We start from the raw sequence: 25,911 nt of genomic DNA on the forward strand, positions 1-25,911 counted from the left end.
GACGGGAGGCGCGTGGCGGGTCCGCCACGCGCCTCCCGTCCGTCTTCCGGTCGAGTGTGGACGCCGGGGCGTTCTTCGTGTACAGTTCTCAGTTGGTGCATTGCAGCGAACCCATCTGACTCGCGCACACCGAACCGTCTCGAAGCCGACTCACCCGAGTCGCATTCCCACGGGACCACCGCTCCGCCGCACGTCCACTCGTTGGACCAGGCCGAGCAGCACGTCGATCTCCGACGTGCATGCCCCCGCACGAGCGACCGATGCGACACCAGTCGTCCACCGGACCGCATCGCGGAGAGGCCAGAAGACCAGGAAGAACAGCACCATGACCAGCAACGAACGCATCACCATCGCGGGGACCGCCACGTCGGCCCCCGTCATCACCCCTGACCGCATCGCGGAGTTCCCCGTCCGCGACGACCGCACCCAGCGCGAGTACCTCGTGCGCGTGCCGGTCGACACGCTCGACGTCTTCGTCACCCCCGGCACCCGTGTCGCGGTGGACGGCGAGGCCGGCTGGACCGTCCCCGGACGGCCGTGGCTCGGCGAGTCGAGCCGCACCCTGCTGCAGGCGGCGACCATCCGCCGGTCGGAGCTCGCGCTCGCAGCCTGAGTGGAGCCTCCCGGCCGGATCCTCGTCCGCGCCGAAGCACAGAACGCCGTCCCTCGGGGCGGCGTTCTGTCGTTCTCGATGGGTGGTCGCTTGCCGGTCAGGGGCCGTCGGCGCCCTCGAAGGGCGTGCGGCCGTCCGCGTTGAGCGGGAGGTCCGGGCCGGCGTGCGCCGCTGCGTCACGCAGTCGGCGGATGAAGTCGCGGTCCTCGATGTCGAGTTCGTCGTCGGGCGCTGCGGTCAGGACGAGCTCGCTCGCCGGCCCGACCAGGACCGTCGTCGACTCGACCGATCCGTCCGCGCCGATCGTCGGGACGTGGACCGAGTCGGTCCGTCCGTTGGCGCCGAGCACCGCCGCGTAGTCAGCGAGCGCTTCGGCGATGCGGTCGCCCGTCATGATGACGCTGCCGTCGTAGTTGATGTACTTCACGATCCACCTCCTGCGTGGACCTTAGGCATCGGCTGTTGCGTGGGCGTTCAGGAGGCGCGCTGGGCGGATGTGCGGTCGGAGATCTCGGACCAGACTGCGTCGAGGGAGAGCCCGAGGACGTCGGCGATCGCTGCGATCGTGGGGAACGCCGGCGTTGCCACACGGCCGGTTTCGATCTTGCGGAGCGTCTCCGGGGAGACCCCGGCGTCGAGTGCCACGCGGAGCATCGACCGCTCGCCGCGTGCTCGACGGAGCATCTCCCCGAGCCGCCGCCCACGTTCGACGTCGGCGGGTGTGAGCGGGAGACGGACCATGACGCCCATACTAATACCGGTACAGTTGTCGGCATGATCGAGGTCTTCACACCATCCGAACTCCCCCGAGCCCGCGCGGTCGGAGCACTCGTCGGACGCATCCTGCACACGCTGCAGCAGCGCGTCCGTGTCGGGACGAACCTGCTCGAGATCGATGCATGGGCGAAGTCGATGATCCTCGAGGCCGGTGCGGTGTCCTGCTACGTGGACTACGCACCGTCGTTCGGGCGCGGACCGTTCGCGCACTACATCTGCACCTCGGTGAACGACGCCGTGCTGCACGGCCTCCCCCGCGACCAGGTCCTGCGCGACGGCGACCTGCTGACGCTCGACCTCGCCGTGTCGCTCGACGGGGTCGTGGCCGACTCCGCCGTCAGCTTCGTGGTCGGCACCACCGCCGACCCTGCAGACCTGGCGATGATCGAGACGACCGAGCGCGCATTGACCGCCGGCATCGCCGCCGCGGTCCCCGGCGCGAAGATCGGTGACCTGTCAGCGGCGATCGGGGCGGTGCTGCGGTCCTCCGGGTTCATGGTCAACCTGCAGTTCGGCGGACACGGCGTCGGGTCGACCATGCACGGCGACCCGCACATCGCGAACGACGGGCGTCCGGGGCGTGGTTACACCCTGCGGCCGGGGCTGCTGCTGGCGCTCGAGCCCTGGGTGATGGCCGACACCGACGAGCTGGTCACCGACGACGACGGCTGGACGCTGCGGAGTGCCACCGGAGCGCGGACGGCGCACAGCGAGCACACCATCGCGATCACCGAGGACGGCGCCGAGGTGCTGACGGTGCGGGGCTAGCCCTGTCCGTTCCTGGTACTGCCCGTTCCTAGTACTGGCCCTTGACGACGAAGTACGAGCCGCGGATCTCCCCAGCCAACTTCGACCGCTGCCGGGCGAACTTGAACGAGCTCAGTTCGTCGGGGACGTCCATGCCCATCGAGAGCTTGAAGCCGACCGCGCGCTTGCCGCCGTCCTCGATCGCGTACATCACGTTGATCGCGAGGCCCGACTCGTAGAACACGTACGCCATCTTCAGGCCGTCGACCTCGAACGCCGAGACCTCGAGCGCGGGTGACGCGATGACGATGTCGCGCTCGTCCTTGAGCACCTTCTCGATGTACGCGAGGACCTCGGGCGCCTCGTCGACCGTGCTCGTGACGAACACGCGGTCGTACTTGTTCTTGTAGTACCGGGCCTCGTTCGCGCGGAGGCCGGCTAGGGCGTCGGCGACCGGGGAGGTCTCGAGGCCCGTCGTGGAGACATCGACGAAGTCGACCGTGTACGTCATGGGAGCACGGTAGCGCTCATAGTCCGTCGCGGCGAAGTTCTCACGCCACAGACTTGCTCAGTCACCGTTGCTCAGTCGTCTCGCCGCCGCAAGCTCTTGCGCACTGAAAGACAAAGGTATCGGAGGGAGGGGTAGCACTTGCCTTGACACCAACAGCCTGTTTACTTCCTTGAGAATGACATTCCTGGAATGATCAATTTTATTCGACAACTCCATCACCGCCGTCAACTCTTTATCAGTGAGTTGCGCGACGACATTCCCCACATTGTCTGCCCCGTTCAAAAAGCCGTCGAGGTCAGCGAGTGCGTGTCGCACATTCACAATGGCCCTATGTGCCGACCCCACGAACTTCTGGATAGCTCGATCTTGCAGCCACTCTGGAGGGAATGAAGCAGGATCGACAACAGTGCGCCACCTCCTTGAGCGCACTTGGCCCGTACCGAGCGCGTGACTCACGTCGTCGAGGGCGTCTAGAACCTGCTGGAGAGAAAATTCTTGACGCATTTCGATTTTGAACGCAGGGCGGTCCAGGATCTGTCTTAGAGCGATGTGAATGTCTTGTGCCATTTGTGACACTGGCGGTAGGTTGGAGTGCGATACCCACACTCGGTGCGGAGGAAGCTCCACCCAATCAGACACAACGTATGCAGAAGCCACCTGATCTGCACGAGCAGGGTCCGCGTTCACATTTAGGAGCTGTCTGTAGAAATGCCCAGCATATTGCGCAGCGAGCTCATCCTCCACGGCAGCAGTGGTTCCAACCAGCCATCCGCCTGCCGGAGTGAGTTCCGCCAGCAATTCTGGACCTGGATTCGCGGTGAAACAACCGCTCAAGAACACCCCGCGCAGGCCCGAATAGGCTGCACGAACAAGTCGAATGAGATCCGATGAGGAACGACGAAGGTCCTCGGACAGCGCAAGCGATCCATTCGCCGATCCATGACCGATGAAATGAAATACAGTTGGCTTTACCGAGCCGACGAAGGCACCAAGATCCTCCCAATCAACGGAGGACGGCACCTCGACGACCTCGGTACTACCGCCGTGTAGCGCTCGGATGCTCTTGACCTCTATTTCAGCAAACCCAAGATCCTCGGTACTTCTGTCCCAGACGACGATGCGCTCCATGCAGCCAGCATTCCATCTACCGCGAACGCGGTCAACACCTCTCCCCAAGCAAGCAACGTGACTTCACGACAGGCTGAAGGCGCATCGTGGAAGCGCCATACGCGAAGCTCGCCTTGCCGTGATGCGCGGAGACCTTTTCTGTCAAAGCATGAGCGAACATAGGACCTTCCGGCCTCACCACTCACTCACCTCGACACGCAAGCAAGCGCGGCGGCCGAGCGCAACTCAGCATCTCGTCCCAAACAGATGAAGACTGTTTCTTGAACAGGTGGTGAAAGGGCATCATGACCTCCTCAGTCGAGGAGGTATATCGATACTGTCGGCGCAGTTACGCCAGAACCGTAGAAGGTCGAGAAGTCGCTGAGCTGTCTGCTCATCCTTGAAGCGGTACTGGCCCTGAGCGCAGTAGCTACAGTCGCCCCAGCACGGGTTAGGGCGCGGCCAACCGATGTCCACATGGAACCCGACCCGTTCTCCGAGTAGTGGCGTGTCATTCATCGTTCACCACCTCCGAGACTAACTATCGAGAGTGGTACTGCCGAGCCGCTAGGATGAGTAACGCTCAGCGGTGGAGGGATGACCATGCGAGATGTGTTCAGGGCGTACTACGCGCCAGCCGGCCAGGAACTTGATGCTCTCTGGACGGAGGGCATCATCGTGCTGGACACCAACACCCTGCTGAACTTCTTCCGTTACACGCCGAGCACTCGCGATGAGTTCTTGAGCGTGCTCGAAAGCCTCCAGGACTCGCTCTGGATTCCTCACCAGGTCGGCCTAGAGTTTCAGCGTCGCAGGCTTGAAGTGATCAGCAACACCGCCGATGCCTTCTCGAAGGTCAAGGCGTCCGTTGGCACAGCGCGAAATGCCGTTACTGGCAAGCTAAACGAGTACAAGCATCATCCGTCGCTGAACCGTAACGAGTTGACGAAGCAGCTGGATAAGCTTTTCGAGCGATTCTCCGCCAAGGTTGACGCCCAAGCGGAACAGCACGCGGAGTGGATTGCTGGAGACGGCGATCCAGAAAGAACCTTCTTCCGCATTAGCGACCTCTACGACCAGCGGGTTGGGCAGGGCTTCAGCCGCGAGGAACTGGACGCCATTGAGGAAGATGGCAAGCAGCGCTACGAGCACAAAGTCCCGCCGGGCTACAAAGATGCAAATAAGACGAACGGTAACGAGTACGGCGATCTTGTCATATGGAAGGAGATCTTGCGGCTCGGCGAGGCCATGAAGAAACCAGTCATTTTCGTTACTGACGACGCGAAGGAAGATTGGTGGCTCATCGAACGAGGCCAAACGCAAGGGGCGCGGCCCGAACTCATCGATGAGTACTGGGCGGCAGCCGAGCGGCGCATTCATCTGTATGAACCCCTCCAGTTCCTCAAGCATGCGAAGGAACGAACTCAGATCGCGGTTAGCGACAACTCACTGGACGAGGTGCAAGAGGTATCGAGCGGCAATGAGCGCGCGCGGCGTGTCCTTCACGAGCGCCGAGAACAGCTTGTCCAGCTCCGAGAGGGTCAGCTGCGCAACATCGAACGGCATCGCTCCGATGGCTCGACCTCGCGGCAGCGCGCAGACATGCATACGGAGCTTGCGGTTCTGACTGAGGAGCAACGGTTCCTTGAGACACAACGACAGGTTTTGGAAGCGCAAGGACGCAGGCTAGTCAACGAGGTGGACGAACTTGAGCCTACCTACCGGGACGAGCAGCACATGCACCGCGTCACAGCTACCTACGAGGAGCGCGCAGCAGTAGAGACTCGACTCGCCCACCTGGCTAAGCGGAGAGAAGCCCTGGAGCGCGGTATCCGAGAGCGTGAACCGCGAGAGGAACGGATGGCGGCCGTCTGGGAGCGGCGAGTGCGGGCAATCGATGAAGAGCTGCATGATGTGTCGCTTGCTCTGGACGAACTCGAGAGCTGATTGTCGAGTGCATCGGCGCAGTTAGGAACCTAGGAGAGTTGTTCTCCTGCTGACCCCTGGCTCATCGGTGACAACGGCTGTTGACCCTAGGCTCAGAACTGCTCTCCTACGGTCCGCGAGCAAAAAGAAGAAAAATCACCGCGGACCATCGCCGCTGCCGCCGCTCCCGCTTCCGTGCTTGAAGCTCAGATTTCCTGTTAGTTCGGCTCATCGTCTGGAGTCGAGTAGGGGCATTGAGTGAAGGTGTTGGCTCCTTGGAGACAGTTTCCAGCACTCCATGTGCTGTGGACATGGAACTGCCCTCCGCAGTTGGGAACGAGCGGAGCCCGAAGTGAAGGCGTGTGCGCATCTCCGTAGACCACTGGGCGGGTTCGCAGTGGAGAGGAGCGAAGTCTGCTGGTGCAGCCTTCGGCGGGGTCTCGGAGTGGCAACGGCCCGAGGGCGGGTTGGAAGGGTGCCAACATCCTTCCAGCGGGATAGCGAAGAGCGCTTGCGGCCTTCGCTGGGAAGCACCGCTTCCCACAGACTGCCCACGGCAGGCTGCAGCTCGCAACGGAGCTGCGATTCGACGAGCGCAGCTCGGCGCTTTGCTTCTCCCCCCTGGAGGGCAGCGGAGCTGACCTCCTCATCCGCCACGAGGAGGGCAAGTGGGTGCAAATACCTGCTTGGGATCTTCGTTTGCAGCCATATTTGCAGTCAAATCTGTGTCAGATTTCGCGGCTCGATGCGCACCAGATCAACGATCTAGTTGTTGAAGCGGAACTCCACCACGTCGCCGTCCTGCATGACGTAGTCCTTGCCCTCGATGCGCGCCTTGCCCGCGGACCGGGCCTCGGCGATGGAGCCCGTCTCGACCAGGTCCTCGAACGAGATGACCTCGGCCTTGATGAAGCCCTTCTCGAAGTCGGTGTGGATGACCCCGGCAGCCTGGGGCGCCTTCCACCCCTTGCCGATCGTCCACGCCCGAGACTCCTTGGGCCCGGCGGTCAGGTACGTCTGCAGCCCGAGGGTGTCGAACCCGATGCGGGCGAGCTGGTCGAGCCCGGACTCGGTCTGACCGGTCGACTCGAGCAGTTCGGCGGCGTCGGCGGGGTCGAGGTCGATCAGCTCGGACTCGACCTGGGCGTCGAGGAACACGGCCTGCGCGGGAGCGACGAGGGCGGCGAGCTCGGCCTTGCGGTCGGCGTCGGTCAGGATCGCCTCGTCGACGTTGAAGACGAAGATGAAGGGCTTGGCGCTGAGCAGCCCGAGTTCCTTGATCGGCTCGAGGTCGATGGAGGTGGCGGAGAGCAGCGTGCCCTGCTCGAGTGCGGCACGGGCCTCGCGCGCGGTGTCGAGCACGATGGGCTCGGCCTGCTTGAGCTTGAGCATCTTCTCGTACCGCGGGAGCGCCTTGTCGATGGTCTCCATGTCGGCGAGGATCAGCTCGGTGTTGATGACCTCGAGGTCGTCCTTCGGCGAGACCTTGTTCGCCACGTGCACGACGTCGTCATCGGTGAACCCGCGGACGACCTGCGCGATGGCGTCGGCTTCGCGGATGTTCGCGAGGAACTTGTTGCCGAGCCCCTCACCCTCGCTCGCACCCTTGACGATGCCGGCGATGTCGACGAACGACACCGGCGCGGGCACGGTCTTCTCGGAGTGGAACAGCTCGGCCAGGCGGTCGAGGCGCGCATCGGGCAGGTTCACCACGCCGACGTTCGGTTCGATGGTGGCGAACGGGTAGTTCGCCGCCAGGACCTGGTTCTTGGTGAGGGCGTTGAACAGGGTCGACTTGCCGACGTTCGGGAGACCGACGATTCCGATGGTGAGAGCCACGGGAGGACAGCCTACCGGGGCCGCCTGCCGGAGCCGACCCGGGCCTCCAGGCTGTGGACAACTGGAGTCAGCGGACCGACGCGCGTACCCGCTGCTCGACGTGCGCGAGCACGTCCGCCTGCACGCGCTGGGACGCGCGCCAGTCCCCTGGCACCTCGAGCGTGTGGCCGACGCGGTCGACGGTCTGGAGGCGCGCAGCCGTCCCCGAGACACGCTCCGGCCGCCAGACGGGGTCGTCGGACCCACCGATCGCGACGTGCGCGTCGGTGGCCGCGGCGAGCGCGGCCGCCACGGCGCCGTCGGTCAGGACCGGGGTCAACCAGATGCCGGGCACGCCGTGTCGCAGCGCCCAGGGCAGGGCGGCGCAGCCGAACGACTTCGCGACGACGAGGTCGGGCAGGCGGTCGCCGAGTGCGGCGTGCACGGCGGCCTCGACGAACGGGACCGGGTCTGCGCCGGCGGCGTCGTCGACCACCCAGGCGGGTGCGACGACCTCGCACCCGGCGGCCTGCGCGATCGAGCGTGTCCACCACAGCAGCGGCGCCTGCTGGCCGTACCCGGCGCCGGCGAGCACCAGCACGAGCGGGGGTGCGTCGTTCTCCATCCGGCGAGGCTACCCAGCCGCAGCCACCCTCGTCGTGCCAGCCTGGTCGTGGGGACGAACGGACGGAAGGTTGCACCATGTGGTTCGAACGCGACGGGCTGGGGGTCCACTCGGTGGGACTCGACGCACGGGAACAACGGCGCCACTTCGCGCCCGAGACGGTCACCGCGCTGCAGGCACTGCCGCCGCGGGAGCTCGAGGCGCTGCACGACGCGCTGGCCGAGCTCGAGGCGGACGTCCTGGTGGAGTACGACCCCGACGACGCGGCGATCGACCACGAGGACGAGGACCGCTGGCGCGCTGCGACCCCGCCGCCGGAGACGGCCTTCCCGCCGGTGACCTCCGAGTTCGCGTCGGGGTTCGCCGAGCACGTGAAGTCCTTGCCGATGCGCTGGCGTCTGGATGCGGCAGCGGTGGCGTTCGAGCTCGTCGGCACGTTGCTGGACCCGTGGTGGGCGGCGGAGCGGACCCGGCGGGCGGCGACCTGGCGCACGACCGCGCGTCGACGCCGTGGCGCGCGGCGGACCCGGCGGCGCTGACGGGCCGTTCCTCGCTGACGGACGGTTTCCGGGCGGGGCGCTGACCGCGCAACGCCGTCGTCGGTTCGGGGGATGTCGGAACCCCGTGCGACGATCGGACCGTGTCACTGGACTTCACCGCGATCGACTTCGAGACCGCCAACAGCTCGCCCGCAAGCGCCTGCTCGGTCGGCCTCGTCAAGGTCCGCGCGGGCCGGGTCGTCGAACGGGCGTCGTGGTTCATCCGCCCGCCGGAGGGGCACGACACCTTCCTCGAGTGGAACACCCGCATCCACGGCATCGTCGCGTCGGACGTCATCGGGGCGAAGGGCTGGGCGGAGCAGTACGCCGACATCGTGGCCTTCACCGCGGGTGACGTCCTGGTCGCGCACAACGCCCGTTTCGACATGGGCGTGATCGCGGGGGGCTGCTCCGCGACGGGGACCACCCTGTCCGAGCACCACTCGATGTGCTCGCTGCAGGTGGCCCGCAGGACGTACACGCTCGACTCCTACCGGCTGCCCGTCGCCGCGATGGCTGCCGGGTACCAGGGCTTCCAGCACCACGACGCCGCTGCCGACGCCGAGGCCTGCGCCGCCATCGTCGTGCACGCCGCGGGCCGGCACGACGCCGACACGGTCGAGGCGCTGGGCGCAGCAGTCCGCGTCACGATCGACCCGGTGCGGATGCGGGCCGAGAAGCCCCGCCCGGTGAACCAGCCGCGCCTGTCGAACCGCCCGATGATCTTCGCGGACTGACCGGTCGCATCTCCCGCGGGGCACTAGCCTCATCGCATGGCACTGCCCACCATCATCGAGCGAGAGCGGGTCATCGCCGCCCGCCCGGAGCAGATCACGCCCCTGCTGGCGGACTTCCACCGCTGGGTCGACTGGTCGCCGTGGGAGGGTACCGATCGCGACCTCCAGCGCTCGTACGAGGGTGTCCCGGGCGTCGTCGGGTCCTCGTACACGTGGAAGGGCAACCGCAAGGCGGGCGCCGGCAGCATGGTCCTGACCCGGTCGGAGCCGACGGTCGTCGACGTCGACCTGCGCTTCACGGCGCCGTTCCGGTCGACGAGCGAGGCGGCCTTCCGGCTGCACGCGGTGTCGGGTGGGACGCGCGTGGTGTGGACGATGACGACACCGCAGACGTTCATGTCCCGGGTGATGGGCAAGGTCCTGCGGCTCGACGACCTCATCGGCAAGGACTTCGAGAAAGGCCTCGCGCAGCTCGACACTGCCGCCCGGCGCTGACGGCGGCGCGACGCGGACCCGCTCCGGCGCTGACCGCGGCGCGACGCGGACCCGCTCCGGCCTGATGGCCTGGCCCGCTCCGGCCCGATGGTATTGTCACGACAATCCACGCGTGGCACCGGTGCCGCACGACCGCACTCCCCGAAGGACCGCGATGCCCAACGAAGGCCAGCTGCCGTCCGACCTGTTCCTGGACCTGGACCGGTCGGGTCCGATGCCGCTCTACTTCCAGGTCGCGTCACGCATCGAGGAGTCCATCCGCTCCGGAGCGATGCCCCCGGGTGCACGGCTCGAGAACGAGATCGCGCTCGGTGAACGGCTCGGCCTGTCCCGCCCGACGATCCGCCGGGCGATCCAGGACCTGGTCGACAAGGGGCTGCTGGTCCGTCGTCGCGGCATCGGCACCCAGGTCGTGCACGGGCCGGTCACCCGCAAGGTCGAGCTGACGAGCCTGTACGACGACCTGGCCCAGGGCGCCCAGCAGCCGGCGACGAAGCTCCTGACGCGCGACGACGTCCCCGCACCGAAGGCCGTCGCCGAGGCCCTCGGCGTCGAGCCCGGCACGGTCGTCGCGCACATCCGGCGAGTGCGGTTCGCCGAGGACGTGCCGATGGCCATCCTCGAGAACTACCTACCGCCGGAGTTCCTCGAGATCACCGACGAGGACCTGCAGGCGCACGGGCTCTACCAGCTGCTGCGGGGCCGGGGCGTGACGATGCGGGTGGCCAAGCAGCGGATCGGCGCCCGTGCGGTGACCGGCGACGAGGCCGACCTGCTCGAGATCGAGGACGGCGACCCGGTGCTGACGATGAGCCGCACCGCGTACGACGCCTCGGGCCGGGCGGTCGAGTACGGCGTGCACTGCTACCGACCCGACCGGTACTCGTTCGAGGTCACCCTCGTCGACAAGTAGGCCAGCGCGACCCAGGCGAACGCGGGGCTCAGCTCGCCGAGGGTGTGGCGAGCTCGCCGGTGACGTACTGCGCGCGGCCGAACCCGAACGACCAGTCCTGCGGGCCGTTCTCGACGTAGCCGATGAAGACGTCCTCGGATGCGACGCCGACCGCGGCGAGCGCGTCGTGGACCGCGGCGTACAGCGCCTGCTTCGCCTCGTCGCTCCGTCCGCGCTGGGTGAAGACCTGGATCATGACGACGCCGTCGGTGCGCTCGAACCCGAGCCCGGCGTCCTGCGCGATGATCTGCTGCGCCGGGTGCTCGGTGATGACCTGGAACCGGTCGCGCTCAGGGATCCCGTAGACCTGGACGATGGCCGTGTGGATCGCGTCAGCGATGGCGCGCACCGCCTCGGGGGTGCGTCCGGTGTTCAGGTCGATGCGGACGAGCGGCATGGTGCCTCCTGCGGTTCGGGACTTTGTTAGGACAAAGTACCACGAGGCAGTGCGCCCCGACAACGGACGGGAGGCGCGGTGCCAGCTGGCACCGCGCCTCCCGTCCTTCTGCCCGTGGGCACCCCTAGAGCACTGGTGTCGCTTCCGGGTAGGTGAGCGGCCCGTCGACCCGTGCGACCTCGTGCCACGCCCCGTCGGCGAGCGAGGCCTCGGCCGCCTCGACGATGGACGCAGCAGCCAGGCCATCGGCGACCGACGGTGCGAGCTGCTCGCCCCGTCGCACACTGGCGATGAACTGCGCCGCTTCGATCGTCTTCAGGTCGTCGTAGCCCATGGCCGTGCCGGCACCGGGCTGGAAGCGCGCGAAGTCGCCGTCCCCCGGTGCGACGTAGTGGGTGGCGTACCCGGCGAGCTCCTGCCCGTCGAGGGCGACCTCGAGTTCGTTGAGCCGCTGGAAGTCCCAGCGCACCGAGCCCCGGGTGCCGTAGACCTCGAACGTGTACTCGGCGTGCGGGCCGTGCATCACGCGGCTGGAGTCCATCGTGCCGACGGCGCCGTCCCCGAAGCGGAAGAGCAGTGCCGCGTAGTCCTCGTTCTCGACCGGCTTGTGCTCGCCGGTCGCCGCGGCCGACCGGTCGACGATGCCAGCACTGGGGAGCGGGCGCTCGGTGACGAAGGTCTCGGCGAGCGCGGTCACGCTCGCGATCCGTCCGACGACGTACTGCGCCAGGTCGAGGCCGTGCGACAGCAGGTCGCCGAGGACGCCGGAGCCGGCGCGGTCCCGCTCGAAGCGCCAGGTCAGCGGAGCGTCCGGGTCGGACGAGTAGTCGGCGAGCAGCGATCCCCGCACGTTCGTGATGCGTCCGAGGCGTCCGCTGCGGACCAGCTCGCGCGCGCGTTCGATCGCCGGCGCGTGGCGGTAGTTGAAGCCGACGCTCGTGACGATGCCGGCCTGCTGGACGGCCTCGTGGATCGCACGGGAGTCACTGGCGTACCGGCCCATCGGCTTCTCGATCCAGAAGGGCTTGCCCGCGGCCGCTGCGGCGACGGCCATCTCGCGGTGCAGGAAGTTCGGCGAGCAGATCGACACGACGTCGACGTCGGGGTCGGCGAGCACCTCGTGCCAGTCGGCGACGGCGCGTTCGTAGCCCAGCCGCTCGACGGCCTGGGCGCGGGCCTCGGGGATCGGGTCCGCGGCCACGACGAGCCGGGGGCGGACGTCGAGTTCTGGGAAGTGGTCCGGGATCGCCCGGTAGGCCCGCGAGTGCAGTCGGCCCATCCACCCGACCGAGACCAGGCCGACGCCGATCGTGTCCATGAGAACTCCTTCGTTCAGTGGCGCGTTGGAGCGCGACAACGATTCTAGCCTGCGTGCCCGAGTTTGTCAGCACATGAACTGCGTCGGAAAAGCGACAGTGCTCGCGCGGATGTCGCGCGAGCACTGTCGCTTAGCTGGACCAGACCGGGCGGCGGCCGGGTACCGGGCGGGCTACGCGACGGGGACGATGATGTCCCGGACCAGGGCGTCGAGCTGCGCATCGGCGTCCAGGAACTGCCGCAGGGTCGTCACCGTCGCACCGAACCGCTCGAACTCGTCGATGGTCATGCCGTCCACGTCGTACCCGCGCGCGAACTCCGGCGTGGCAGCCCGCAGCGCGTCGAGTACGTGCGCGGGGACCGCGTCGTCGATGGCGTCCGGACGGAACGGGAACGCGTTGTCGTTGATGTCCTTCGACCACTGGAACGGCGGCGACACCACGAGGTCCCCGCCCTGGAACTCCGACCACTGCAACGCGTTCCGGAACGCAGCGACGAGGACCCGTGCGCGGTAGCCGCGCTCCTGGAAGACCCGGTACGCATGCTTGACGGCAGCGACGCCCGCCCACTCCAGGTACCCGGGGTCGATCAGGACGTGGTCGCGCTTGACGACGGTCTTCAGCCAGTCGTCCAGGCGCCCGGCCATCAGCGTGACGACGTGGCCGAACTCCTGCTCGGGCAGCCCTTCCGCCGCACGACGGTCCAGCGCGCGTTCGATCGCCGCCCCCACGGCGACGACCTGCGCCACCGTGAAGGAGACCGTCGCGTTGATCGACACCCCGCGGTAGGCGGCTTCCTCGATGGCCGCGATGCCGGTCTTCGTCGCGGGGATCTTCACGATGATGTTCGGGGCGAGGCCCGAGAAGCGCACCGCCTGCTCGACGAGCGCGTCGGCGTCGCGGTGGAGGCGGGGGTCGGTCTGCATGCTGAGCCGACCGTTCCGACCACCCGAGGCCTCGAACGCGGGCAACAACTGTGCGGCGGCGGCGATCGAGAGCTCCTCGACGGCCTTCCACCCGATCCAGGACTCCCCCGCGGTCGGGTGTTCCTCGGCGATCGCCCGGATGCGCGGCACCCAGGTCCCCGGGTCCTGCTTGATGCAGGTGTACGCGATGACGGGGTTGCACGTCGCTCCCACCGCGCCGTACTCGTGGATCGCGGTCGACAGCTCTCGCGGATCGGCGGAGTCGTTCCACAGCGCGGTGACGGTCTGCTCTGCTGCCTGCAGGGTGACAGGGCGGGTGTCGACCACGCGTTCGGTCGACGTCTCGAGCGTGGCGCTCGTCGGTGCAGTCGTGATCGGTGCAGTCGTCATCGGTGCAGTCCCTTCGTGATCGTGTCGAGCTGGAAGCGCGAGACCTCGTCGGCGTGCTCGTCCTCGGCGAAGACGCTGGACACGGCGACGGTGTCCGGTCGGGAGGAGAACCCGACCCGGTCGAGCGCGGCCCAGAACGCGTCGAAGTCGACGTCGCCCTGGCCGACCGGCAGGTGCTGGTGGACGCGGACGGGGTTGCCCGGCGGGTTCGTGATGTAGCGCAGCCCGTGCGACCGGTGGTGGTCGTAGGCGTCGGCGACGTGGACCAACTGGAGCGAGTCGCCCGCGGCGTCGATGACCTCGTCCATGTTGCCGCCGTAGTGGAAGGTGTGGCAGGCGACGTACACGAAGCCGACGTGCTTGGAGTTCAGCCCCCGGATGACCCGGAGTGCCTCGAGCCCGTCCTCGACGAAGTCGTCCGGATGCGGGTCGATGAGCACGCGCAGGTCGGCGGCCTCGATGATCGGCAGCAGTTCCTCCATCGAGCGGTAGAACGCGTCCTCGGACTCCTCGGGGCGCTCAGGCCGGCCGGAGAACTCGGTGTTGATGGTGTCCACGCCGAGCCGCTTCGTGATCTCGATGACGCGCTTCCACTTCGCGACGGCTGCTTCTCGCGCATCGCGGTCAGGGCCGGACCAGCGCAGCACCGGCAGCACGCTCGCCACCTGGACTCCGGCGTCCGAGCAGGCCGCAGCGAACGCGTCGACCAGGTCGTCGTCGGCCTTGGGGTGTCGGAAGAACGGGATGAAGTCCCTGTGCGGGGTCAGCTGGAGGTACTCGTAGCCGAGGTCGGCGACCTTCTGCGGGAACTCCAGCAGCGACAGGTCGTGGTGGAACGGCGTCGGGTCGAGGGCGATCTTCGGCACGGACTACGCCCCCTGCAGCGCGGCGGTGGTCTCGTAGAACGCCGGCTTCGCCGTGGCGTAGGTGACGGTCTCGAGCGCACCGGACTGCTGCGCACGGACCGCGACCTCGGCGACGACGGACGCGGTGTAGCCGTCCCAGGCGCTCGGCCCGTCGATGCCGCCCTGCTTGGCGGCGTCGACCCAGCGCTGGACCTCTTCGTCGTAGGCGGCACCGAAGCGCTCGACGAACGACGGCGTGACCCCTTGCCCGGAGACGCCGTGCGACACCAGGTTGAGCGAGGTCTCGCGGCCGATGTAGGCCACACCCGACTCGAACACGGCGTCGGTGGTGACCTGGTAACCGAACTGGGCGTTCACGTTGATCTCGACGATCGCCATGGTGCCGGACTCGGTGGTGAACAGCACGAACTGCGGCTCGGGCAGGTCGGCCGGCGCCAGGGAGTTCCTGCGGGGCTTCTTGACCTCGACGCTCGTGATCGGCTCACCGGTGATGAACGGGATGATGTCGATCTCGTGGATCACCGAGTCGTGGATCAGCATCGACTCGCTGAAGTTCGGCGGGGTGGTCGGGTTCCGGTGCGCGTGGTGCAGGGCGAGCAGGGCGCCGTTCGACCCGGACTCGCGCAGGGCTCGGAGTTCCTGGTACCCCTTGTCGAAGCGGCGCATGAAGCCGACCTGGATCTTCGGGCGGTCCGACGACGCCTGCTCGAGCTCCACGATCCGCAGGGAGTCCTCGGCGCTCGTCGTCAGCGGCTTCTCGCACAGCACCGCGAGTCCGCGCTCGATCGCCGGCACCAGGACGGGCTCGTGCAGGAACCCGGGCGTCGCGACGATGACGGCGTCGATCGCGGTGGCGTCGAGCGCTTCCTCGAACGAGGCGGCGGTGATCGCACCGGGCGCCTTCTCGGCCGCCGCGGTCGCACGGGCGGTGTCGGGGTCGACGATCGCGACGACGTCGGCACCGGCGATCGTCGAGGTGATCCGGCGGATGTGGTCGCTGCCCATGGCGCCCGCGCCGACGACGGCGACGCGGAGGTTGTCAGTGGTGCTCATGCTGTTCTCCTGCAGTGGTGTGGTGGGTCGCTCAGCCGTCAGGACGCGCGGGCGGCCGAGGTCGAGCCGAAGATGTGCTGGAACGTGCGCTCGGCGATGGGACCGGGGGCGTCGACGGAGCAGCCGTACATGTCCTGCTCGACGATGCCGAAGATCGCCGGGTTGATCGCGGCGACGGCCTCGATGATCGGCGCGAGCGCGGGCGTGCCGTTCGGCGGCTCGGTCATGATCCCCTGCGACACCGCGGTGGCGAACGGCACGTCGTTCTTCAGCACGTCGAACAGCAGGTCGGTGTCCACCTGCTTCAGGTGCAGGTAGCCGATGCGTTCGGGGTGCTCGGCGATGAGCTTGAGGTTGTCGCCGCCGTAGTAGGCGAAGTGCCCGGTGTCCAGGCAGAGGTTCGTGTACTGCGGATCCGTCACCGACAGGAAGCGCACGGTCTCCTTGTACGTGCCGACGTGGCTGTCGGCGTGCGTGTGGAACTGCTGGTGCACCCCGAACTCCTCCAGCAGCGCCTTGCCGAGTTGGTCGTGGCCCGCACCCAGGCGCTTCCACTGGTCGTCCGTCAGCGTGCGGGACTCGAGCACCTCTTCGGTGGCGTCGGAGCGCCACAGGTCCGGGATGGTCACGAGGTGCTCGGCGCCCAGCGCCGCGGCGAGTCCGGCGACGGCCACGGCCTGGTCCCAGGCGCGCTGGAACTGGTCGTCACCCTTGTGGAACCCGGTGAACACGGTGCCGGCCGACAGCTTGAGTCCGCGCGACTCGAGCTCGTCGGACAGCTGCGACGGGTCCGTCGGCAGGTAGCCGTAGGGGCCGAGCTCGATCCACTCGTACCCGGCGGCGCTCGCCTCGTCGAGGAAGCGCTGCCACGGCACCTGCTTCGGGTCGTCCGGGAACCAGACGCCCCACGAGTCGGGGGCGGTGCCGATGCGGATGGAGGCGGCGGGGGTTTCGGTCATGTCGACGTGGGTCTCTCTGCGGTGGTGGTCGGGGTGGCTAGCCGAGCAGGGGGCGCTGTGCCGCGACCTGCCGCTCGTACGCAGCGCGGGCCTGCTGGGTGCTCGGGAGGGTCGAGGTCTGTGCGACCGGGACGTCCCACCACCCGTCGCCCTCGGGGCCGTACACGAGCGGGTCGGAGTTGATGTGCACGAGCGTGGTGTGGTCGTTCGCCTTGGCCTGGCGCACCGCGGCCTTGAGGTCCTCGATCGCATCCGGACCCGGCTGGACCTCGATCACGTCGACGCCGTAGGACCGGGCGTTCGCGGCGAGGTCGACCGGCAGCGGGGCGCCGTCCTCGAACGACTGGGTCTCGTCCAGGTAGCGGTACCGCGTGCCGTAGCGCTCGGACCCGACGGTCTCGGACAGGTGCCCGATCGAGGCGTACCCGTGGTTCTGGATGAGCACGACGATGATCTTGATGCCTTCGGCCACCGCGGTGACGAGTTCGGTGTGCAGCATCAGGTAGGAGCCGTCGCCGACCATGACGATGGTGTCCCGGTCGGGGGCACCGCGACGGACCCCGATCCCGCCGGCGATCTCGTAGCCCATGCACGAGAAGGCGTACTCGACGTGGTACCCGAGCTCGTCACGCACCCGCCACAGCTTGTGCAGGTCGCCGGGCAGCGATCCGGCTGCCTGGACGACGACGTCGCGGGGATCGGAGACGGACTGCACCGCGCCGATGATCTCGGGCTGGCCGGGCAGGGCGTTGCCGGACGGCGCGAACGCGGCGTCGACGGCCGTGTCCCATGCGGACTTCCGTGCCGCGATCTCGGCGGCGTACTCGGCGTCCACGACGAACGCCGCGTCGGACGTCAGCGACGCGGACAGGGCGACCAGGGCCTCCCGGGCGTCCGCGACCACCGGCAGCTGCGAGCCGTGCTTGTACGCGTCGAACGCGGCCACGTTGACGTTGACGAACGTGACGTCGGGGTTCTGGAACGCGGTGCGCGACGCGGTCGTGAAGTCGCTGTAGCGCGTCCCGATCCCGATCACCACGTCGGCCTGGGCAGCAATCGCGTTGGCGGCCGCCGTGCCGGTGGCGCCGATGCCGCCGAGGTACTGCGGGTGGTCCCAGGCGAGCGCACCGCCGCCGGCCTGCGAGGTGCCGACCGGGATGCCGGTGGCCTCGACGAAGGCGCGCAGCTCGGCAGCGGCGTCCGCGTACAGGACCCCGCCGCCGGCGACGATGACCGGACGGGCAGCACTGCGGATCGCGGCCACGGCACGCTCGAGCGGTCTGCGCTCGGGCAGCGGGCGCCGGATGTGCCACTCGCGCGGCTGCAGGAACGCGACGGGGACGTCGAGCTGCTCGGCCTGGACGTCCTCGGGCAGGGCGATCGTGACCGCACCGGTCTCGGCCGGATCGGTCAGGACCCGCATGGCGGCCAGGGCGATCGAGAAGAGCTGCTCGGGGCGCTCCACGCGGTCGAAGTAGCGTGACAGCGGGCGGAACGCGTCGGTCACCTGCAACGAGGTGTCGTGCGGCAACTCGATCTGCTGCAGCACCGGGTCCGTGGTGCGCGTGGCGAACGTGTCCGACGGCAGCAGCAGCGCCGGCAGCCGGTTCGTCGTCGCCAGGGCAGCGGCGGTCAGCATGTTCGCGGCGCCCGGGCCGACCGACGCCGTCGCGGCGAAGGTGGCACGGCGACGGTGCATCCGGGCGAAACCGACGGCCTCGTGCACCATCGCCTGCTCGTTGCGGGCCTGGTGGTACGGCAGCAACCCGGGCTGCTCGACGTGCAGCTGCTTGATCGCCTGCCCGACGCCGGCGACGTTGCCGTGGCCGAAGATGCCGAAGATCCCCGGGATGGTGCGCTCGCGGACGTCGCCGTCGACGGTCCACTGGTTGGCCAGGAACTCGACCAGGGCCTGGCCGACGGTCATCCGGCGTGTCGTTCCGGACTGGCGCTGCGCGGTGCTCACGCGTTCTCCCTCTCGTACGGCAGACGCGGGTCGAGCTGCTCGCTCGCCCACACGCTGCGGACCCAGCCGTGCGCCGGGTCGTCGGTGATGTTCCAGACGCGTTCCGGGTCGGGCCCGGCCATCACGTTGAGGTAGTACATGTCGTAGCCCGGTGCGGCCACAGCGGGACCGTGCCAGCCGTACGGCACCAGGGCGATGTCGCCGGTGCGGACCTGACGGAACTCGTCGATCGGCCGGTCGTCCGAGGCGTAGGTGCGGTGCAGGGCGAAGGGCTCGGCGGCGTCGGGGGCGTCCACACCACGTGCCACGTCGGACTCGTAGTAGTAGATCTCCTCGAGGTCCGACTCCTGCCCGGGCACGGTGGTGTCGTGCTTGTGCGGCGGGTACGAGGACCAGTTGCCTGCGGGGGTGATCACCTCGCAGACGATCGCCTTCACCGCGTCGAGCGCTGCCGGGGTGCCGAAGTTGTGCACCTGACGACTCGACTGGCCGGCGCCGCGGAGCTCGACCGGGACGGCCTGGCGCGGGATGTACGTGCTCGCGGCGACCTGGTCGGTCGGGACCTCGGCGACGGCGAACCGGCCCGTCCCGGTGATCGTGGCGGACGAGCCGGACCCCAGGTAGAGCACGTCCGTCGGGCCGTCGAAGACGCTGGCACGCCCCTCGAGTCGTTGCGACCCGTCACCGGCGGCACCGGCGTAGGTCACGTCGAAGCTCCCCGCGAGCGGTACGACGATGCGCTCCACCGCGGCGGCCTGGAGGCGCAGTTCACGCCCGTCTTCGAGCGTCGCCGTCCGCAGACCGGTGTGCGCCCAGCCCGCGATGCGGCCGTCGACCACGTCGGTCCAGCCGTCCTCGGAGCGACTGCCCCGAGGGATGAACCAGCTGTCGTTCGTCATCGGTGTGCTCAGCCGTTCGACGGGAAGCCGAGGTTGATGCCGCCGTGCGACGGGTCCAACCAGCGGGACGTGATGGCCTTCTGCCGGGTGAAGAAGCTCACGCCGTCGGCACCGTACGCCTTGTGGTCACCGAACAGCGAGTTCTTCCAGCCGCCGAACGAGTAGTACGCGACCGGGACCGGGATCGGCACGTTGATGCCGATCATGCCGACCTGCACGTCGCGCTGGAAGCGTCGGGCTGCGCCGCCGTCGTTCGTGAAGATCGCGGTGCCGTTGCCGTACGCGCCGGAGTTGATCAGCTCGAGGCCTTCCTCGTAGGACGCGACCCGCACGACCGACAGCACCGGGCCGAAGATCTCCTCGGTGTAGACGCGGCTGGTGGTCGGCACCTTGTCGATGAGCGTCGGGCCGAGCCAGAAGCCGTTCTCGTCGCCGTCGGGCTGCACCGTGCGGCCGTCCACCACCACGGTCGCACCGTCCTGCTCGGCGACCTCGATGTACGAGGCGACCTTGTCGCGGTGCTGCTTCGTGACGAGCGGGCCCATGTCACAGCCACGACGTCCGTCACCGATGCGCAGCGTCGCCGCGCGGTCCTTGATCTTCGCGATCAGTTCGTCGGCGACCGGCTCGACGGCGACGACGACCGAGATCGCCATGCAGCGCTCACCCGCGGAGCCGAACCCGGCGTTGATCGCGTTGTCGGCGACCAGGTCGAGGTCGGCGTCGGGCAGCACGAGCATGTGGTTCTTCGCGCCGCCGAGGGCCTGCACGCGCTTGCCGTGCGCCGTCCCGGTCTCGTACACGTACTGCGCGATGGGCGTGGACCCCACGAACGAGATCGACTCGACGTCGGGGCTCGTGAGCAGCCCGTCGACGGAGAGCTTGTCACCGTTCAGCACGTTGAAGACGCCGTCGGGCAGCCCGGCTTCCTGGAACTTCTGCGCCAGCCAGATGGCGGCGCTCGGGTCCTTCTCGCTCGGCTTGAGCACGACGGTGTTGCCGGCCGCGATCGCGATCGGCAGGAACCACAGCGGCACCATCGCCGGGAAGTTGAAGGGACTGATGATCCCCACGACGCCGAGCGGCTGCCGGATCGAGTAGACGTCGATGCCGGTCGACACCTGGTCGCTGAACTCGCCCTTCATCAGGCTCGGGATGCTCGTCGCCAGCTCGACGACTTCTTGCCCGCGGGCGATCTCGCCCAGGGCGTCGTCGATGACCTTGCCGTGCTCGCTCGTGATGATCTCGGCGAGCTCGGCCTTGTCGCGGTTCAGGACCTCGCGGAAGGCGAAGAGGATCTGCTGCCGCTTGGCGAGGGACAGGTCAGCCCAGGCCGGGAACGCCGCCTTCGCGCTCGCGATCGCCGCCTGGACCTCGGCCTCGTCGGCCAGCGCGACCTGCTTCGTGGCGACACCGAGGGCGGGGTCGTACACGGGAGCGACCCTGGCGGGCGCTGCGCCGGAGGAGGATGCGACGTGCTTGCCGTTGATCCAGTGGCCGACGGTCGTGGTGGTCTGGTCGGTGATGGTCATGCGTTGCTTCCTTCCGGGACGGGCGTGTTCATCGTGGCGGACGCATCGCGCTCCGCACCGCCGTCGTGAGCAGATGTGGAGAACCCGCGCCGGGCCTCCTGGCTGTGGACGAGCCCGGCCGCGACGTCCACGGCGGACGCGACGTCCCCGTCCGGCGGGTACAGCAGGGTGCGTCCGACGACCAGGCCACGGACGCCGGGCAGGGCCAGGGCGTTCGCCCAGCGGGCGTACGTCTCCAGCGGCCGCGACGAGGGGTCCCCGCCGAGCAGCAGGGTGGGCAGCGTCGTGGCCGCCATCACGCGCTCCATGTCCTCGACCACGGGGATCTTCAGCCAGCTGTAGGCGCTGGACTCCCCGAGCCCGGCAGCGATCGCCATCGACGTGATGACCGCGTCGGCGGTCAGGTCGTTGACGACCTTGCCGTCGCGCCAGTCGGACATGAACGGCTCGAGCATGATCGGCAGCCGGTGCGCCGCGGCTTCGGAGACGGCGCGTGCCGTCGCTTCGAGGGTCGGCGCGGTGCCGGCGTCGGACAGGTTCACGCGGACGAGCAGCTTGGCGAAGTCGAGCCCGGCCTGCTTGATCGCGGCGGCCGAGTACGCGGTGTACCGGTCGTCCATCTCGAACGTGGCGCCGCGGAGCCCGCCGCGGTTCATCGACCCGACGACGACCTTGCCGTCCAGTGCGCCCAGGAGCGCGAGGTCCTCGAGGATGTCCGGCGTGCCGAGCACCCCGTCGACGCCCGGCCGACCGAGGGCGACGACGAGCCGTTCGAGCAGGTCGTACCGGTCGGCCATCGCGGACGCGTCGTCACGGACTGCCAGCGCACCGCGGGCCGGGTGGTCGGCGGCGACGATGAAGAGCTTGCCGTCGTCGCCGAGCAGGGGACGCCGGACGCGCGCAGCGAGGGTCTCGGCGACGACGTGGGGCGAGCCGGCGCGGACGTCGCGCAGCCGCTGGAAGGCGCCGCTGCTGATCGCGGTGCCGGCGATGGTGCTGGTGCTGGTGGACTCAGGCACGGACTGCCTCCTCCGTCGGGTTCTCCTGCAGGAACTGCTCGATCTCGTCACTCGTCGGCATCGCGGTCGAGCACTCGAAGCGCGTGGCGACGATCGCACCGGCCGCGTTCGCGAAGGCGAGGGTCCGTTCAAGGCCCCAACCGGCGAGCAGACCGTGCGTGAGGGCACCGCCGAACCCGTCGCCCGACCCCAGGCCGTTGACGACGTCGATCGTGTGCGGCCGGAGCTCGACGAACTCGTCCCGGGTCTTGGCCAGCACGCCCTTGGGGCCCTGCTTGACGATGGCGACCTCGACGCCGCGTTCGAGCAGGGCGTCGGCAGCGCGGACCGGGTCGGTCTCCCCCACCGCGACCTCGCACTCCTCGCGGTTGCCCACCGCGACGGTGGCGTGCTCGAGCGCGCCGGCGACCTCGCGCGTCGCGGCCTCGGGCGAGGACCAGAACATGGCCCGGTAGTCCAGGTCCAACACTGTATACATCCCTCGGGCAAGCTCCGCTTCGCTCCGCGCCCTCAATGCCGCGTGGTGCGCGCTCCGACTGGGCTCCTCGCTCAGCCCCGTGACGGTGGTCCAGAAGACCCGCGCCCGCTCGATCTCGTGGAGCGGCAGGGACTTCGTCGTGATCATCAGGTCCGGGGCCTTGGGCGCCCGGTAGAAGTAGAGCGGGAAGTCGTCCGGCGGCAGGATCTCGCAGAACGCCACCGGGGTGTTCAGCCCGTCGACGGTCTCGATGAACGCGTTCGCGACGCCGAACTCGGGCAGCGTCCGCGCGATGTACCGGCCGAACGGGTCGTTGCCCGTGCGCGTGATGACCGCGGCGTCCGCGCCGTGCCGAGCGGCTGCGATGGCCACGTTGGTGGCACTGCCGCCGACGGACTTCGAGAACGTCGTGACGTCCTCGAGCGGTCCCGTCTGCTGCGGGTAGACATCGACGCTCACGCGACCCATGGTGATCACGTCGTAGGCGTGGGGAGCTTCGTTGGTCATGCGACGCGAGGGACCTTCCGTGCGGCTTCATCGGCGGACGATCACGACTGTACACGCTGATTGGCCTAATGTCATTACATGGTTTCTGAGGTCGGTCTGGAGGCTCGCCACGGCCTCGCCACGCTGCTGTCGGTGGGACCTGGGAAGGTCTGACCATGGACTTCACCGCCCTGCTCACCGGCCTGCTGATCGGCCTGCTCGTCGGCGCCCTGGCGGGCGCCACGGTCGCCTGGTCGCTCGCGCGCTCCCGCGCCGTCTCCGCGGCGACCGCCTCCGAAGCCGCTGCAGCGACCGCCGAGGCGCTGCGCACGCGCCTTGACGAGGTCCGGCGCGACGCCGAGGAACGACTCGACGCGCAGGACGCCCAGTACCGGCGACAGGTGGACTCGCTCGAACGCCGGTCCGCCGAACTCGAACACCTGGTGCAGCGCATGCACGGCGCCGAGTCGGTCCGGGCCCAGGGCGAGTCGAAGGTGCTCACCGCGCTCAGCCCCGTCGCCGAGACGCTCGACGTCATGCGCGCCAAGATCGCCGAGCTCGAACGGTCCCGCAGCGAGCAGTACGGCGCCATCTCCACGCAGCTGCGGTCCGCCGCCGAGTCCGAGGAACGGCTCCGCGCCACGGCGGAGACCCTGGCGAGCGCGCTGTCCTCGAACAGCACGCGGGGGGTCTGGGGCGAGACGCAGCTCCGCAACGTGGTCGAGGCCGCCGGGCTGCTGGAACGCGTCGACTTCGACGTGCAGTCCTCCGTGACGACCTCGGCCGGCGCCGCACGACCTGACATGATCGTGCACCTGCCCGGCGGCAAGAGCATCGCCGTCGACGCCAAGGTGCCCTTCAGCGCCTACCTGCAGGCCGCCGAGATCCCGGCGACCGCGACCGGTGCCGAGGGGGCTCGGCGGGACGCCCTCGTCGCGCAGCACGTCAAGGCGCTCCGGGCACACGTCGACGCCCTCGCCGCGCGGGAGTACTGGTCCGGGTACGACGCCTCCCCCGAACTCACGATCGCCTTCATCCCGTCGGAGTCCCTCATCGCGAGTGCCCTGGCCGCCGACCCCGGGCTGCTCGACCACGCCTTCCGCAAGCGCGTGGCCCTGGCGTCACCGGTCACGCTCTGGTCCGTGCTGAAGACCGTGGCGTTCTCGTGGCAGCAGGACGTCGTCACGACCGAGGCGCGCGAGCTGTTCCGGGTGTCGCGGGAGCTCTACGGCCGGCTGTCGACGATGGCCGGGCACGTCGACAAGCTCGGGCGCTCGATCCGCGGCAGCGTCGTCGACTACAACCGGTTCGTGGGGTCGCTCGAACGGCAGGTGCTGCCGAGTGCACGGCGGTTGTCCCTGCTCGACGAGTCGAAGGTGATCACCGACCCGTCGTCGATCGAGGACGAGCCGCGGTTGCTCACGGCGCCGGAGCTGGTCGGGGCGCTCGACGAGGACTGAGCCGTCGCTGCCGACCGCTGTCGAAGCGACGATCATGGGGGAAGCACCGCAGAACCACCGTCCTTCGCGCCGCGCGCGATCAGTCGGCGAGGTACCCCGGGAGTCCTCGGATTGCGTTGGCGTTGCGGTCCCACTCGACCTCGATGCGCGGGATGGGCCAGTGCTCGGAACCTCCGAAGAGCCACATCGTCGACAGGATCGCCATGTCCGACACGGAGCCATCCAGGTGACCCGATACCGGCATGAACTCGTCCACCTCCCGCTCTGCAGCGGATCTGTCGATGTAGTGCCGAAGCGCGAGTCCGTCCAGCAGCGGTTGCCTGACGCTCCAGCCTGACACCCGGTCCTCCACAGGCGGTGGAACGTCGTCGCGCGCAGCGGCGAAACAGCTGGTGGCGTAGGCCCCGCGTTGCCGAGTCCTCTGCGTGTGCGGCAGCGTCGGATCGGGAACCCGCAGCGAGGCTGCGAGCAACGCACTTCGCTCCGGACCCCCGAACACGGCGACCAGCGCCGAAGCCCTGAGCAAGGCAGCGCCTCCCCGGTCGTTGCCGAACGACTTCAACGCGGCGATCTTCGTCAGTTCCGCGACGACTGGTCGTGCAACGCGTAAGGACGAAGGATCGACCGCCTTCCGGAGCATCGCAACATCGATCATGGGTGCAGCCGCCTCCGCAGCGTGAGAATCACTCGGTGGACGGGATCTCTGCCTCCTGTTTGCGGATGCAGCGTGCGATCAGTCATGGAGGTGTCCGGGGAGATTCCGGATGGCGGTCGCATTGCGGTTCCACTCGTCTTCGATCCGCGGGACGGGCCATTCCTCGGATCCTCCGAAGAGCCACATCGTCGACAGGATCGTCATGTCCGATGCGTACAGATCGAGGTGCCCAGACACGGGCATGAACTCGTCCAGTTGACGTTCTTCGGGAGATCGGTCGATGTGATGACGCAGCCCGAGCCCATCCATCAGAGGCTGCTTCACTGACCAGCCGAGTGTCCGATCCTCCACCGTCGGCGGCGTCGCACCACGAGCGGAGGCACAGCAGCCGGTGGCGTACGCCTCTCGCTGGCATCCCCGCTGAACATGCGACAGATCCTGATCCGGTACCCGGAGCGCTTCAGCGAGGGTTCTGCTGCGCTCACGTCCCGCGAACACGGCGATGAGCGCCGACGCTCGGATCAACGCAGCGCCGCCGCGGTCACTGGCGAACGACTTGACCCTCATGATCCTCTGCAGTTCGGCCGCCACAGGCTTCTTGACAGACAGCGAAGACGGGTCGACCGCCTTCCGGACCATCGCAACATCGATCATGGGTGCAG

27 protein-coding genes are annotated in these 25,911 nt (G+C 68.4%); 8 read left to right on the top strand and 19 right to left on the bottom strand.

Annotated features, from left to right (window positions below):
* The first annotated feature begins 325 nt into the window (after positions 1 to 325).
* A complete protein-coding gene (locus tag BIU90_RS00410) occupies positions 326 to 613 on the top strand; it encodes a hypothetical protein (RefSeq protein ID WP_071298264.1) in 288 nt (95 codons plus the stop codon).
* Positions 614 to 710: 97 nt separating this feature from the next.
* Here the strand turns inward: BIU90_RS00410 and BIU90_RS00415 are convergent, their stop codons facing one another.
* Both BIU90_RS00415 and BIU90_RS00420 read right to left on the bottom strand, forming a co-directional pair.
* Positions 711 to 1,040, bottom strand: a complete 330-nt coding sequence (locus BIU90_RS00415) for a hypothetical protein (RefSeq protein ID WP_071298265.1) — start codon at positions 1,038 to 1,040, stop codon at positions 711 to 713.
* Between the two features lie 47 nt (positions 1,041 to 1,087).
* Entirely contained in the window at positions 1,088 to 1,354 is a 267-nt protein-coding gene (locus tag BIU90_RS00420; RefSeq protein WP_071298313.1) for a helix-turn-helix domain-containing protein, read from the bottom strand.
* 33 nt (positions 1,355 to 1,387) lie between these two features.
* On the opposite strand from BIU90_RS00420, the gene map reads away from it, so the two are divergent.
* A complete protein-coding gene (gene map / locus BIU90_RS00425) occupies positions 1,388 to 2,158 on the top strand; it encodes a type I methionyl aminopeptidase (protein ID WP_071298266.1) in 771 nt (256 codons plus the stop codon).
* Positions 2,159 to 2,186: 28 nt separating this feature from the next.
* On the opposite strand, the gene BIU90_RS00430 is transcribed toward map, so the two are convergent.
* Positions 2,187 to 2,648 carry a phage tail protein gene (locus tag BIU90_RS00430; RefSeq protein WP_071298267.1) on the bottom strand — a complete coding sequence of 154 codons (462 nt, stop codon included), beginning with the start codon at positions 2,646 to 2,648 and terminating at the stop codon, positions 2,187 to 2,189.
* 57 nt (positions 2,649 to 2,705) lie between these two features.
* A complete protein-coding gene (locus BIU90_RS17760; RefSeq protein ID WP_083403562.1) occupies positions 2,706 to 3,776 on the bottom strand; it encodes a CHAT domain-containing protein in 1,071 nt (356 codons plus the stop codon).
* Between the two features lie 582 nt (positions 3,777 to 4,358).
* Here BIU90_RS17760 and BIU90_RS00435 point away from each other — a divergent pair.
* The gene (locus BIU90_RS00435) at positions 4,359 to 5,702 is read left to right on the top strand and encodes a PIN-like domain-containing protein (protein ID WP_139195033.1); all 1,344 of its coding nucleotides are present in this window, start codon (positions 4,359 to 4,361) and stop codon (positions 5,700 to 5,702) included.
* 744 nt (positions 5,703 to 6,446) lie between these two features.
* On the opposite strand, the gene ychF is transcribed toward BIU90_RS00435, so the two are convergent.
* Both ychF and BIU90_RS00445 read right to left on the bottom strand, forming a co-directional pair.
* Positions 6,447 to 7,520: a redox-regulated ATPase YchF gene (gene ychF / locus BIU90_RS00440; RefSeq protein WP_071298269.1), complete on the bottom strand. Its 1,074-nt coding sequence runs from the start codon at positions 7,518 to 7,520 to the stop codon at positions 6,447 to 6,449.
* A 67-nt stretch (positions 7,521 to 7,587) separates the two neighbouring features.
* Positions 7,588 to 8,124, bottom strand: a complete 537-nt coding sequence (locus BIU90_RS00445) for a hypothetical protein (RefSeq protein WP_071298270.1) — start codon at positions 8,122 to 8,124, stop codon at positions 7,588 to 7,590.
* A gap of 77 nt (positions 8,125 to 8,201) precedes the next feature.
* Here BIU90_RS00445 and BIU90_RS00450 point away from each other — a divergent pair, with 77 nt between their 5' ends.
* The 4 genes from BIU90_RS00450 (at position 8,202) to BIU90_RS00465 (ending at position 10,808) form a co-directional block, all read left to right on the top strand.
* Entirely contained in the window at positions 8,202 to 8,663 is a 462-nt protein-coding gene (locus BIU90_RS00450) for a hypothetical protein (protein WP_071298271.1), read from the top strand.
* A 101-nt stretch (positions 8,664 to 8,764) separates the two neighbouring features.
* On the top strand, positions 8,765 to 9,400 hold the full coding sequence (locus BIU90_RS00455) for an exonuclease domain-containing protein (protein ID WP_071298272.1): 636 nt from the start codon (positions 8,765 to 8,767) through the stop codon (positions 9,398 to 9,400).
* Between the two features lie 36 nt (positions 9,401 to 9,436).
* On the top strand, positions 9,437 to 9,895 hold the full coding sequence (locus BIU90_RS00460; protein ID WP_071298273.1) for an SRPBCC family protein: 459 nt from the start codon (positions 9,437 to 9,439) through the stop codon (positions 9,893 to 9,895).
* Between the two features lie 154 nt (positions 9,896 to 10,049).
* Entirely contained in the window at positions 10,050 to 10,808 is a 759-nt protein-coding gene (locus tag BIU90_RS00465) for a GntR family transcriptional regulator (protein ID WP_071298274.1), read from the top strand.
* A gap of 28 nt (positions 10,809 to 10,836) precedes the next feature.
* Here BIU90_RS00465 and BIU90_RS00470 read toward each other — a convergent pair whose 3' ends face one another.
* From BIU90_RS00470 to iolC, 11 genes are all read right to left on the bottom strand, one after another.
* The gene (locus BIU90_RS00470; RefSeq protein WP_071298275.1) at positions 10,837 to 11,244 is read right to left on the bottom strand and encodes a tautomerase family protein; all 408 of its coding nucleotides are present in this window, start codon (positions 11,242 to 11,244) and stop codon (positions 10,837 to 10,839) included.
* Between the two features lie 124 nt (positions 11,245 to 11,368).
* A complete protein-coding gene (locus tag BIU90_RS00475; RefSeq protein ID WP_071298276.1) occupies positions 11,369 to 12,562 on the bottom strand; it encodes a Gfo/Idh/MocA family protein in 1,194 nt (397 codons plus the stop codon).
* Between the two features lie 171 nt (positions 12,563 to 12,733).
* Positions 12,734 to 13,876, bottom strand: a complete 1,143-nt coding sequence (locus BIU90_RS00480; RefSeq protein WP_254786893.1) for a transaldolase family protein — start codon at positions 13,874 to 13,876, stop codon at positions 12,734 to 12,736.
* The gene (locus tag BIU90_RS00485; protein ID WP_071298277.1) at positions 13,873 to 14,742 is read right to left on the bottom strand and encodes a sugar phosphate isomerase/epimerase; all 870 of its coding nucleotides are present in this window, start codon (positions 14,740 to 14,742) and stop codon (positions 13,873 to 13,875) included. Before BIU90_RS00485 ends, BIU90_RS00480 begins: the two co-directional genes overlap by 4 nt.
* A gap of 3 nt (positions 14,743 to 14,745) precedes the next feature.
* A complete protein-coding gene (locus BIU90_RS00490; protein WP_071298278.1) occupies positions 14,746 to 15,795 on the bottom strand; it encodes a Gfo/Idh/MocA family protein in 1,050 nt (349 codons plus the stop codon).
* 38 nt (positions 15,796 to 15,833) lie between these two features.
* Positions 15,834 to 16,754 carry a sugar phosphate isomerase/epimerase gene (locus tag BIU90_RS00495; protein WP_071298279.1) on the bottom strand — a complete coding sequence of 307 codons (921 nt, stop codon included), beginning with the start codon at positions 16,752 to 16,754 and terminating at the stop codon, positions 15,834 to 15,836.
* 37 nt (positions 16,755 to 16,791) lie between these two features.
* The gene (iolD, locus tag BIU90_RS00500) at positions 16,792 to 18,681 is read right to left on the bottom strand and encodes a 3D-(3,5/4)-trihydroxycyclohexane-1,2-dione acylhydrolase (decyclizing) (RefSeq protein ID WP_071298280.1); all 1,890 of its coding nucleotides are present in this window, start codon (positions 18,679 to 18,681) and stop codon (positions 16,792 to 16,794) included.
* A 35-nt stretch (positions 18,682 to 18,716) separates the two neighbouring features.
* Positions 18,717 to 19,619, bottom strand: a complete 903-nt coding sequence (gene iolB, locus BIU90_RS00505) for a 5-deoxy-glucuronate isomerase (RefSeq protein ID WP_071298281.1) — start codon at positions 19,617 to 19,619, stop codon at positions 18,717 to 18,719.
* Between the two features lie 8 nt (positions 19,620 to 19,627).
* Positions 19,628 to 21,151, bottom strand: a complete 1,524-nt coding sequence (locus BIU90_RS00510) for a CoA-acylating methylmalonate-semialdehyde dehydrogenase (RefSeq protein WP_071298282.1) — start codon at positions 21,149 to 21,151, stop codon at positions 19,628 to 19,630.
* On the bottom strand, positions 21,148 to 22,143 hold the full coding sequence (locus tag BIU90_RS00515; protein ID WP_083403570.1) for a class I fructose-bisphosphate aldolase: 996 nt from the start codon (positions 22,141 to 22,143) through the stop codon (positions 21,148 to 21,150). The genes BIU90_RS00510 and BIU90_RS00515 overlap by 4 nt, the downstream gene beginning before the upstream one ends.
* Positions 22,144 to 22,162: 19 nt before the next feature.
* Positions 22,163 to 23,155 (bottom strand): 5-dehydro-2-deoxygluconokinase, encoded by a 993-nt coding sequence (gene iolC / locus BIU90_RS00520; RefSeq protein WP_071298284.1) that lies wholly within the window; start codon positions 23,153 to 23,155, stop codon positions 22,163 to 22,165.
* Positions 23,156 to 23,310: 155 nt separating this feature from the next.
* Here iolC and rmuC point away from each other — a divergent pair, with 155 nt between their 5' ends.
* A complete protein-coding gene (gene rmuC, locus BIU90_RS00525; RefSeq protein WP_071298285.1) occupies positions 23,311 to 24,594 on the top strand; it encodes a DNA recombination protein RmuC in 1,284 nt (427 codons plus the stop codon).
* A 79-nt stretch (positions 24,595 to 24,673) separates the two neighbouring features.
* Here rmuC and BIU90_RS00530 read toward each other — a convergent pair whose 3' ends face one another.
* Positions 24,674 to 25,249, bottom strand: a complete 576-nt coding sequence (locus BIU90_RS00530) for a hypothetical protein (protein ID WP_071298286.1) — start codon at positions 25,247 to 25,249, stop codon at positions 24,674 to 24,676.
* Between the two features lie 78 nt (positions 25,250 to 25,327).
* Positions 25,328 to 25,911, bottom strand: a 584-nt coding sequence (locus tag BIU90_RS00535; RefSeq protein WP_217640878.1) for a hypothetical protein, incomplete at its 5' end; no start/stop codon positions are given.

It is taken from the genome of Curtobacterium sp. MCBA15_001, assembly GCF_001864835.1.
Classification (GTDB): Bacteria; Actinomycetota; Actinomycetes; order Actinomycetales; family Microbacteriaceae; genus Curtobacterium.